This is a genomic window from Candidatus Nitrosopumilus sp., assembly GCF_965262695.1.
Classification (GTDB): domain Archaea; phylum Thermoproteota; class Nitrososphaeria; order Nitrososphaerales; family Nitrosopumilaceae; genus Nitrosopumilus.
Genome location: NZ_OZ253550.1, coordinates 395,932 through 405,150, shown reverse-complemented (window position 1 = coordinate 405,150; position 9,219 = coordinate 395,932). Strand labels below are relative to the sequence as shown.

Annotated in this window: 15 protein-coding genes; 8 read left to right on the top strand and 7 right to left on the bottom strand. The window is 34.5% G+C overall.

What is annotated here, in order from left to right; genetic code table 11:
• The first annotated feature begins 11 nt into the window (after window positions 1-11).
• Together tatC and ACQY2P_RS02515 are read left to right on the top strand one after the other, a co-directional pair.
• Window positions 12-803 carry a twin-arginine translocase subunit TatC gene (tatC, locus tag ACQY2P_RS02520; protein ID WP_428326843.1) on the top strand — a complete coding sequence of 264 codons (792 nt, stop codon included), beginning with the start codon at window positions 12-14 and terminating at the stop codon, window positions 801-803.
• Between the two features lie 28 nt (window positions 804-831).
• Window positions 832-1,038 (top strand): Sec-independent protein translocase subunit TatA/TatB, encoded by a 207-nt coding sequence (locus ACQY2P_RS02515; protein ID WP_048069161.1) that lies wholly within the window; start codon window positions 832-834, stop codon window positions 1,036-1,038.
• Here ACQY2P_RS02515 and ACQY2P_RS02510 read toward each other — a convergent pair.
• Together ACQY2P_RS02510 and ACQY2P_RS02505 are read right to left on the bottom strand one after the other, a co-directional pair.
• Window positions 1,030-1,464: an SRPBCC family protein gene (locus tag ACQY2P_RS02510; protein WP_428326842.1), complete on the bottom strand. Its 435-nt coding sequence runs from the start codon at window positions 1,462-1,464 to the stop codon at window positions 1,030-1,032. The genes ACQY2P_RS02515 and ACQY2P_RS02510 overlap by 9 nt on opposite strands.
• 7 nt (window positions 1,465-1,471) lie before the next feature.
• A complete protein-coding gene (locus ACQY2P_RS02505) occupies window positions 1,472-2,029 on the bottom strand; it encodes a UbiX family flavin prenyltransferase (RefSeq protein WP_428326841.1) in 558 nt (185 codons plus the stop codon).
• Window positions 2,030-2,328: 299 nt separating this feature from the next.
• Between ACQY2P_RS02505 and ACQY2P_RS02500 the strand changes: the two genes are divergently transcribed.
• Both ACQY2P_RS02500 and ACQY2P_RS02495 read left to right on the top strand, forming a co-directional pair.
• Window positions 2,329-3,420, top strand: coding sequence for a formate--phosphoribosylaminoimidazolecarboxamide ligase family protein (locus ACQY2P_RS02500; RefSeq protein WP_428326840.1), 1,092 nt, complete (start codon window positions 2,329-2,331; stop codon window positions 3,418-3,420).
• A 441-nt stretch (window positions 3,421-3,861) separates the two neighbouring features.
• Window positions 3,862-4,122 (top strand): hypothetical protein, encoded by a 261-nt coding sequence (locus ACQY2P_RS02495; protein ID WP_428326839.1) that lies wholly within the window; start codon window positions 3,862-3,864, stop codon window positions 4,120-4,122.
• Here the strand turns inward: ACQY2P_RS02495 and ACQY2P_RS02490 are convergent.
• Together ACQY2P_RS02490 and ACQY2P_RS02485 are read right to left on the bottom strand one after the other, a co-directional pair.
• Entirely contained in the window at window positions 4,119-4,367 is a 249-nt protein-coding gene (locus tag ACQY2P_RS02490; protein ID WP_428326838.1) for a hypothetical protein, read from the bottom strand. The genes ACQY2P_RS02495 and ACQY2P_RS02490 overlap by 4 nt on opposite strands.
• Window positions 4,368-4,514: 147 nt before the next feature.
• The gene (locus ACQY2P_RS02485; protein ID WP_428326837.1) at window positions 4,515-4,907 is read right to left on the bottom strand and encodes a hypothetical protein; all 393 of its coding nucleotides are present in this window, start codon (window positions 4,905-4,907) and stop codon (window positions 4,515-4,517) included.
• Between the two features lie 36 nt (window positions 4,908-4,943).
• Here ACQY2P_RS02485 and ACQY2P_RS02480 point away from each other — a divergent pair, with 36 nt between their 5' ends.
• Window positions 4,944-5,135, top strand: a complete 192-nt coding sequence (locus ACQY2P_RS02480) for a hypothetical protein (RefSeq protein ID WP_428326836.1) — start codon at window positions 4,944-4,946, stop codon at window positions 5,133-5,135.
• On the opposite strand, the gene ACQY2P_RS02475 is transcribed toward ACQY2P_RS02480, so the two are convergent.
• Window positions 5,136-5,354, bottom strand: coding sequence for a hypothetical protein (locus ACQY2P_RS02475; RefSeq protein ID WP_428326835.1), 219 nt, complete (start codon window positions 5,352-5,354; stop codon window positions 5,136-5,138). It lies immediately after the preceding gene.
• 40 nt (window positions 5,355-5,394) lie between these two features.
• Entirely contained in the window at window positions 5,395-5,829 is a 435-nt protein-coding gene (locus ACQY2P_RS02470; RefSeq protein ID WP_428326834.1) for a bifunctional nuclease family protein, read from the bottom strand.
• 148 nt (window positions 5,830-5,977) lie between these two features.
• Here ACQY2P_RS02470 and ACQY2P_RS02465 point away from each other — a divergent pair, with 148 nt between their 5' ends.
• Both ACQY2P_RS02465 and ACQY2P_RS02460 read left to right on the top strand, forming a co-directional pair.
• A complete protein-coding gene (locus tag ACQY2P_RS02465; protein WP_428326833.1) occupies window positions 5,978-7,795 on the top strand; it encodes a potassium transporter TrkG in 1,818 nt (605 codons plus the stop codon).
• Between the two features lie 35 nt (window positions 7,796-7,830).
• Entirely contained in the window at window positions 7,831-8,643 is an 813-nt protein-coding gene (locus ACQY2P_RS02460; protein ID WP_428326832.1) for a hypothetical protein, read from the top strand.
• A gap of 1 nt (window position 8,644) precedes the next feature.
• Here ACQY2P_RS02460 and ACQY2P_RS02455 read toward each other — a convergent pair whose 3' ends face one another.
• The gene (locus tag ACQY2P_RS02455; RefSeq protein ID WP_428326831.1) at window positions 8,645-8,908 is read right to left on the bottom strand and encodes a hypothetical protein; all 264 of its coding nucleotides are present in this window, start codon (window positions 8,906-8,908) and stop codon (window positions 8,645-8,647) included.
• A 75-nt stretch (window positions 8,909-8,983) separates the two neighbouring features.
• Here ACQY2P_RS02455 and ACQY2P_RS02450 point away from each other — a divergent pair, with 75 nt between their 5' ends.
• Window positions 8,984-9,217: a hypothetical protein gene (locus tag ACQY2P_RS02450; protein ID WP_428326830.1), complete on the top strand. Its 234-nt coding sequence runs from the start codon at window positions 8,984-8,986 to the stop codon at window positions 9,215-9,217.
• The last annotated feature ends 2 nt before the right edge of the window (window positions 9,218-9,219 follow it).

Sequence of the window (9,219 nt, the reverse complement as noted above, 5' to 3'; positions counted from 1 at the left end):
AATGAGAACCGATGTCAGAGTTGGATGGTATCAACCAACATTTTGAAGAATTAAGAAAAAGATTACTTAGAATTGTCTTAGTGATTGGAGTTATTACAGCATTTATTCTAACATTTCATGCTGAACCAGTTCAGTTAGGTCAAACCACATTATACTATCCAACACCTGAACCACTAAACAACATTGCTGCACAAATCACCAATCACATGAAAGTAAATCTTGTACCTGATGACGTGCAATTAATTCAAACAGCTCCTGGTCAAGCATTCTTTGCACAAGTGTACATTGCCGCACTTGTAGGAATTGTAGTTGGGATGCCAATAATCATCAAAGAATTAGTGGGATTCATCAAACCAGCTCTTAAAGAAAATGAGATTAATGTTAGCAGGAGTATTACAATTCCTGCATTAGGGTTATTCATTACAGGATGTGCGTTTTCTTACAATCTAGTAATCCCATACATTTTAGAATTCTTGTACAGATATGGTGAGTCTGCAGGATTAGTTACATTTCTTAATGTAATAGAATTTGTTACTTTTGTATTACAATTTTTGTTAGCGTTTGGATTTTCATTTCAGCTTCCACTTGTAATGTATGCAATTTCTGCATCAGGAATGGTTGATGCCGATTTTTGGAGAAAAAATATCAGATATGCAATTGTCATAATTGTGATCTTTGGTGCAGTAATCACCCCTGATGGAAGTGGCGTAACTATGTGGTTTATCGCAGGACCAATGATAGCATTGTATGTTACAGGCATGGTACTCATTGAGCGTAAAGAACGAAAAAAGTTGAACACTTAAATCCGAATTTAGATAAAGAGACTCAGAAATGTTTGGAATGAATTTAGCCAATTTCATTGCAGGTCAAGAATGGATATTCATAATCATTATTGCTGTAGTATTGATCTTTGGTGCCAAGAAAATTCCAGAATTAGCAAAAACCTTTGGTAAGGCCAAAGGGGAATTTGAGAAAGGCAAGATCGAAGGCGAAAAAGAACTTAAAGATTTCAAAGATAAAGAAGCAAAATCAGACTAGATTTTCAGCAATTTTTACAAAATTATCTATAATTTTCTCATAATTCTGCTGGTATCGATTTTTAGAAAACATACTACCAATTTTCATTTTGCCTTTTAATTTTAAATCAACATTAACTAGAATTTTTGTTCCGTTAGACATCTCGATGAATTGTTCTTGTATGTGAGTGCCCTTTGCATCACCCCCAATTACAAAAACATCGTGTAATACGGGTTCATCAGTAACATGTTTTGCCATTATTACCAGTTCGTCATCTCCCAAATTCAGATGCTCTTCAACTACTGCGACATTATCTCTAACAGAGCGAATTCGGACAGATGGAAAAAATTCAGGAGATGTTTTTTGATAGTTTTCATAATCTGAAAAAATTTTGTAAACATTACTTCTACTAGCAGTGCTAGTTTTTTCAAAAGAGAATTGTGGCAATTGTAATTTAGTCAGTACCCCATCTAGGGTATAAATTATGTTCAATATCAAACTGGTCCAAGCATTTTCCTACACCATGATTTACAATGTCATCAATGGATTGGGGTTTGGTGTAAAATTCAGTTACGGGTGGCAAAATCACAATACCTAATCTTGAAAGTTTTAACATATTTTCTAAATGAATTGCAGAAAGAGGAGTTTCCCGTACCATTAAAATTAGTTTTCTAGATTCTTTGATTGTAACTCCTGCTGCACGTGCAACTAGAGTGTCATCATATCCGTTTGCAATTGCAGCCAAGGTCTTCATACTACATGGTGCAACTATCATTCCATCAATTCGATGAGTACCACTAGAAACACTTGCTGCCATGTTTTTTTCATCAGAAACTTCAGTTGCAAGAGATTTTACATAATCAACAGCATATTCAGTTTCCATTGGAATACATTTTGCACCCCATTCAGACATTATCAGGTGAGTCTCTATGTTTAGTTTTTTTAAAGTCTCAAGCATTCGAATTCCATAGATTACTCCAGTGCTTCCAGTGATTCCAATTATTAGTTTCAATGATTGAGATTAGAATTCAGAGTATTTTATGTATTAGATGGGACTAGTCTCTTAGCACTAGATAGAAGGCTCATCATTTTTGAAAGATGCTTCAAACTCCTTTCTTTCTTTTCGTCGTTTTAGCCAAAGACGGATTCCCCCAACTGCCATAGCAGTCAGCAGTATTACCCCAGCCATCTGTAATTCAAAACTATACAGCACGATTATGAAAAAACACTGATTTCAGAAAAATCTTGTGATTTTATCCGATCCTAAAAATTGAAAATTAGCTATATTAGATCCTAGTTTCAAGGCATTATGTGATTAAGAGTTCTGAGATCAAGAAAATTGTTAATGAATACTCAGATGTAAAAATAGGCGTTCTTGGAAGCCACTCGGCACTGGAGATTATGGATGGTGCAAAAGATGAGGACTTTCAGACCAGAGTCTTTTGTCAAAAAGGCAGAGAGGGACCATATCAGAGATTTAATCGAATTGCAGATGAAATTACAGTATTAGACAAATTCAAAGAGATGGCATCAGCAAAAATCCAAAAAGAATTACGAGATTCAAATACAATTATTGTTCCACATCGTTCCCTTACAGTATATCTAGGATACAAGACAATTGAAAATTCCTTCAAAGTACCAATCTTTGGAAACAGAAAATTATTCCAAGCAGAAGAAAGAACTGCAAAGAAAGGACAGTACTATCTCTTAGAAAAAGCCAGAATAAAATATCCAAAATTATTCAAGGATCCGAAAAGAATCAACAAACCTTGCATTGTTAAAGTACAAGAAAAGAACAGACCACTTGAAAGAGCATTTTTCACAGTATCATCTTACAAAGACTACGTTACAAAATCTGAAGAAAAAATAAAGCAAGGAGTAATTGCAAGAAAAGACCTAGAAAAAGCAAGCATTGAAGAACTGGCAATTGGAACATACATGAACTTTAATTTCTTCCACACCCCAATTTCAGACCAAGTTGATTTTATTGGAATTGAGAGAAGACTACAAACAAACCTCATGGATTTCAATGCATTACCTGCAAAACAACAACTAGACATTGATGTAGATTTACAGAATATCGAAGTAGGCCACACACCTGCAAGCATTAGAGAGTCACTCTTAGAAAAGGTGCTAAAGATGGGAGACAAGTTTGTAAAAGCAGTCAAAAAAGAATATGCTCCAGGAATTATTGGACCATTTTCACTTCAAAGTGTAATCACAAAAGATTTAGAATTAATCGTATATGATGTATCATTACGAGTTCCAGGAAATCCAATAGTTGCAACAACTAGTCCATATACAAAATACCAATACGGACAAACATTTGGAGTCGGTAGAAGAATTGCCATGGAAATCAAAAGAGCACAAGAAGAAGATAGATTAGATGAAATAGTCACATAGAAAAATTTTCGAGCAACAATTAGTTTTTGGAAATTAAAAAGGCGCAACCCCCTAAATTGCAGAACTGTGAGAGATTCCCTCTCATGGTCAAACGTCATAACGTTTGATGGCCTTTATCGTTCTGCGGGGCCACGCAGTTTATTCGTTAGATTTTGTAACTAACGACATCAATTATTATAGGAAATTTTACTATTTAACATTTAGTATGAAAAATTACAATAATGATCCAAAAATATTATAAAATTTTAGTTCTATAGATCAGAAAACAAAAACATATTTTCAAAATATTTCACTAGATTTTGTTAATTGGTTAGATTGGAAATATACTGAATACCATTCATTCTAACTTTGAGTGATTAAAACGGTTTGACACTCAAAATGGAATTGCTGATGCCAATTAACAATACAAACTCTTTTTTGATCAAATCAAAAACATGACACATGGGAAGAACCATCTTTATCAAAGAGATAATCACAATTGCAAAAGAACCTAAACTATGTCCCACATGTGAAAAAGAAGATAGACTAGAACAAGACATAATCAGAGAAGAAAGATCAGATGGTAAGACAATTCTGTGTACTCGTTGTGAGGCACTAATTGTGATAACAAATTTGAATCTCAGGCATGTAGAATTATCCTCAAGAAAAGATGATACAATTATGCTCAAAGAGCCCCATTTGATTAGAAAAGTAACATACTAGTCTTGAGGTCTTGAGAGCAATTCCTCAATAATGTGACGTCGAACATTTGCAATCTCCCAATCTCGAAGATTTGCAAGCTTGCACTCTTCTTTAATTACCAATCCCACTAATCCATCACTCCACATGTGACGTTTTGGATCATAAACTTGAATGATTTTTCCACGTTTTTTTATCCGAATTCCACCATGACATCTATCAATTACTTGTAATGCAACTCTTTTGTAGAGTTTCTCAAAATTAACCATGTTTAGAAAACAAGTACTGGTATCAAAAAGGTTCGGATACATGAATAATAATATACTATTAGCAAACAATACAATTTGCTGATGATTAACCGACAACTAAGCTAATCACTGAATGATGATGAGTTTGCCGAATTATGAAGCAGAATTTTATGTACTTCTATTCTCAACGTTAACAGTCATTGCAAGGGGATGAGACAGAGCTTCAGGGTTGTCAATGCTTTCCCAAACAAAAACTTGGATATGAAAAGTTCCAGGTTCAGCTGGAGTCCATGATTGAGCTGGAGAAAATGATTGTCTTGGAGACAATGAACCAGTTAACCATGATAATGAAATCACAACATCTTTATCATTTGTTACTTGTGTCAGATATGCAAAGTTTTGTGGAACATCTTGATTATTTGAGACATCAGCCACAATCATAATTTGTTCATCTACATAATGGGTTTTTTCTCCAGATGGAATTTTAGTGGAGACAGGTTCAGCAAAAGCAAACCCACTACTCAAGGTAATTAACAATACAAAAAATACTGCAATCTTCATAACGAGTATTAGTAGGCACAATATTTAATTTAGCTAATGGTGGAATTGCCTGAAAAATTTCCAGAGTATTCTATAATGTATAGAACTATTTCAAACCAGATAAAATCATTACAAAAACAAAAAGAGAATGTTCAAGACACTACAGAAATAGATTCTAAAATCATAAAGTATCAAGAAGAGTTAAACAGAATAAAGAAAATGTTTCCAGATAATTTCTTTGAAAACTAGTTATTCGTGATGATGATCATGACCACAATCACATTGAGCATTAGCACCAGCTGCCGCCGTTAATTTTTGAACCATCTCGTCTCGGATTTGTAGTAAATCACCAACTTGTTTTTTGTGAGAATCAGATTCCCAGTTTCCTTGATGAAGTTCCCTTACAACATCAATAATTTCAAGATCCACATTTAACAGATTGTCCATTAATTGTTCTTGTTCATTCATGATAATTCACAATCATACTAGGAGAAAAACCGTTCTAATTTCAGGTCTCAGCTTCCATGCTTTCCTTTAGCAGTGTCTTTCTAACCAATATTGGAATGTTATAGTATGCAGCAAGCGCCATGGCATCAGATGCACGATAGTTTCTCAAAACAAGGTCTTTTTTGCCTGTAAAGTACAAATTTGCTCGTAAAACCTCACCGCTTTCATAGATTTTGACTTTGACTAGAACTAATTCATTTTCTTCACAAATGTCTTCAATCATTTTGTAAATAGATGGAGCAGTTTCACCACCTTTCTCATCACCAAAACTAGAGATGTGTTTTGCAACTTCACCAGAAAATGCTCTCATGTGAAATTCTTTTCCGTTGTCAGCTTTGAGAATCACCATACCTTCAACAGCATAAGGGTCGACAAATCCGACATAATCAATTTTTACTGATTCATAATCAGGCTCTTGTGCTTGATTGATATCCATTTACGCATAAACTTCACGCCCAGTGCTTATAAAGATAGCAAAATGTTGAGATCAAAATCATTCATCTTTCTGAGGTAAATTTTTTTTAAACGATCAAAGCTAGAGCGTAACCCCAAATTATTTAAAATCCCTAACTAAGGGTAGCTTAATGTCAACAAATCCAGAACGTGCAGTTTCGTATGTGTTAAACAAATCAGTAACGGAATACATGGACAAAGATGTTCTGATTCTAAGCCAAAACACACTGACAAGAGAAGCAACGAGAATGCTGCAACATTATGAAACAGACGACATTATTGTTACAGATGAAAATAGAATACCAGTTGGAATTGTTACAGATGAAGACATACTAAGTAAAGTTAGCGATGTTACAGTATATGCCGAAGCTACTAAACTAAAAGACATCATGACTACACCACTTGTCACAATTAATGAAAAATCAACATTACAAGATGCATTACATAAAATGAGAGATAACAGTATTAGAAAATTACCAATATTAACAAAAAAGAATCAAGTTATCGGAATGATTTTCCAAACAACTATTGCAAATGTCATAAGAGATGCAACAGCGTCAGAACCCAGATTACTTAGTCCTCCAGTAAAGGCAGTACTTGGGAACCTAGGATTTGTTTTGCAATTCGCAGGAGTTTTGTTACTGGTTCCCGCAATTGTTGCAACCATTTTAGAAGACACTACAACTGCTACAGGAATTTACCTTACAACAGTTCTATTGTTGGTCACAGGTTTCTTTCTGAATTCGTATGGTGAGAAATCCAGTCTGAACCTGCAGCAGGCGTCAATATTGGTATTTTCAAGCTTGTTTTTACTATCGCTCTTTGGAACGGTCCCGTATCTGTATGTGTTCCCAAGCGAAGAAACCAATGTAGAGGTATTTGGAAACGCATTCTTTTCAAGTGCAGCAGGATTTACTACAGGAGGAATATCCCTATTTGATACACCGGAAGAGGAATTAACTCAAAGTTTCACATTCTATCGTAGTTATACCCAACTTGTAGGAGGAATGAGTTTCATTTATCTGGTAATTACTGCGTTTTATCCAGAGTCAAAATTACAATCAATGCGTGGTTTTATTTCAGGAAGAACACTTCACATGAAAGAATTATTCTCAACAATTACTGTAATCTTTGCAGTATACATCATCATTGTTGCAATGTTGTTGTATTTCTTTGGTCAAGAGAATCTACTTGATGATTTTTCATTAGCAATGAGTACACTTGCTACAGGAGGATTTGTCCCATCATCTACAATTATTGAGAATCTAGGATGGCAAGAAGAAGTAATTTTGATGGGAGCTATGATACTAGGAGCATTACCATTTACATTCCACTATGCATTTGTAAGAAAGAAATTCCTTGCACCAAAATTAGGAAAAGAAGTTCTAACATACTTTGCAATTTTAGGAGGAGCCACAGTATTATTCATAGGAATAAGTGGATTAGAACCATTAGAAAGTGCATTTTATTCTGTTTCTGCAAGTACTACTGCAGGACTTCAACTGCAAAGTTTAGCAGGACTAAGTGGATTTGCACATGCAATTTTGATAACACTGATGTTTATTGGAGGATGTGGATTTTCAACAGCAGGAGGGCTGAAAATTTTCAGATTGTTCCACCTCAAAAACTGTAGATCGTTTTTTAGCAGTGTAAAAAGAAAAGAACTCTCAACTCAAACAAAAAAAGAGTTAACATCAACATTAATCATTTTAGCATTGTTTCCAGTAATATCAGCAATCACAGGAGTGCATCTTGCAGAAACGGAAGGTGTGTCTTATCAAGATGCATTTTTTGAGGCTGCAGGAGTGATCACCACAGGAGGATTATCTGCAGGGGTAATTGACTCAGATACGGATCCTGCAACAAAGATTGTTTTGGGATTCTTGATGATATTTGGAAGACTGGAAATAATTGCAATCATATACATTTTTGTGCCCAGATTGAGTTAAGATAGAATTTAATCTCATGGCAAAAACACAACATCATGGACCAGTCAAATTCAGTTAGTAAAGGCAAAAAACTAATTGTTTTAGGATTTGTTGCGATAGCATTACTGTTCATCATTTATGCAAGGTACCAAGATTCAGAATTACTAACACCAAGTGCAATTGAAGCCATTCAGAGAATCGCATATCTATTTTACATTGCATTGCTAGCAGCATTTGGAGCAATTGCGCTTGGAATGTACAGATATCACAAAGGAAAGATAGAGAGTAATGAGAAGAATCTTTCAACAGTAATTGCACTAGTAACTTGGAATTCAAAATCACGAAAGATCTTTGTTGCGACTTTTGTAGGATATGGAATATTCTTTGCACTGGTGTCAGGAACATTAGTGTATCAACCTGAAGTTACTTTTTCAATACATTACGGTGCAGAGATTCCATCAGGATTTGTCGCACCATGTTGCGGAGAACTAGGATATATGCCAAAGATTATCATTTACATTACAGAACATGTAGGATTGCAGATAATTCCAATAAACTTGGTACTTCAAGTAATCGTTTCATATCTAGTTGCATTAAACACATCAATTGCAATTAGCGCATACACATTTTCAAAACAAGGTAGTGGGATGAGTGGAATTGGAGCAGTTGTAGGCGCTTTTATTGCATGCCCAACTTGTGCAGGGACATTTTTCTCATTATTCATCGGAACAGCAAGTGGAATTGCATTATCTCTTGCATTAGCACAATTACAGACATTATTAATTGCAGTATCAATACCCATACTGTTAGCTACACCATACATCATGGCAAAAAAATTAAGCAATCCTGATGGAAGTTGTAAAATCTGATTTACGTAAACCAGTGATTGAATTTTTGTACATGTGGACGTTTCCAATTTCCTATATCGTAACCGTCACGTCGCAAATATTTTAGCGTCAGTTTGTAAATCAATTCATCATGATCAACTTGTTCCAAAATTTCAGTCCAGAGTAATTTTTCATTTTTTTCAATATGTTCTTTGAAATTAGGATTTAATGATTCAGCTAATTCTTTGCATTCTTCGAGTGTTTTTCCGTTCTTATATGCACGAACTCGTCTATCACATTTATCCATGAAAAGACATAGTTTCGTAATTATTTTAATCTAGTAGAGTGTTTCAAACAAATACAAGAAGAAAAAAGGATCAGCATGGGTATTGGCAGTACATCAGAATATGTAGATTTTTTCATCAATCTAAATATGGGAAAAGACGTCAGTTTAATCAGTTTTGTAAATAACGAAAAACTAGTACTCAAACAAAAGTTAGAGAACAAAAACATTCCAAAAGATCCAATCAAAAAAGGAATAGAAATCTTAGAACAACTGGCAAAAGAGATTAGTGAGATGGGTGAAGACAAAGTCATAGAAAAGTATCAAAGATAGGA

Coding starts and splice junctions, on each gene's coding strand:
- tatC (WP_428326843.1), top strand. CDS start 12: ATGTCAGAGTTGGATGGTATCAACCAACATTTTGAAGAATTAAGAAAA.
- ACQY2P_RS02515 (WP_048069161.1), top strand. CDS start 832: ATGTTTGGAATGAATTTAGCCAATTTCATTGCAGGTCAAGAATGGATA.
- ACQY2P_RS02495 (WP_428326839.1), top strand. CDS start 3,862: ATGGGAAGAACCATCTTTATCAAAGAGATAATCACAATTGCAAAAGAA.
- ACQY2P_RS02490 (WP_428326838.1), bottom strand. CDS start 4,367: ATGGTTAATTTTGAGAAACTCTACAAAAGAGTTGCATTACAAGTAATT.
- ACQY2P_RS02485 (WP_428326837.1), bottom strand. CDS start 4,907: ATGAAGATTGCAGTATTTTTTGTATTGTTAATTACCTTGAGTAGTGGG.
- ACQY2P_RS02480 (WP_428326836.1), top strand. CDS start 4,944: ATGGTGGAATTGCCTGAAAAATTTCCAGAGTATTCTATAATGTATAGA.
- ACQY2P_RS02475 (WP_428326835.1), bottom strand. CDS start 5,354: ATGAATGAACAAGAACAATTAATGGACAATCTGTTAAATGTGGATCTT.
- ACQY2P_RS02470 (WP_428326834.1), bottom strand. CDS start 5,829: ATGGATATCAATCAAGCACAAGAGCCTGATTATGAATCAGTAAAAATT.
- ACQY2P_RS02465 (WP_428326833.1), top strand. CDS start 5,978: ATGTCAACAAATCCAGAACGTGCAGTTTCGTATGTGTTAAACAAATCA.
- ACQY2P_RS02460 (WP_428326832.1), top strand. CDS start 7,831: ATGGACCAGTCAAATTCAGTTAGTAAAGGCAAAAAACTAATTGTTTTA.
- ACQY2P_RS02455 (WP_428326831.1), bottom strand. CDS start 8,908: ATGGATAAATGTGATAGACGAGTTCGTGCATATAAGAACGGAAAAACA.
- ACQY2P_RS02450 (WP_428326830.1), top strand. CDS start 8,984: ATGGGTATTGGCAGTACATCAGAATATGTAGATTTTTTCATCAATCTA.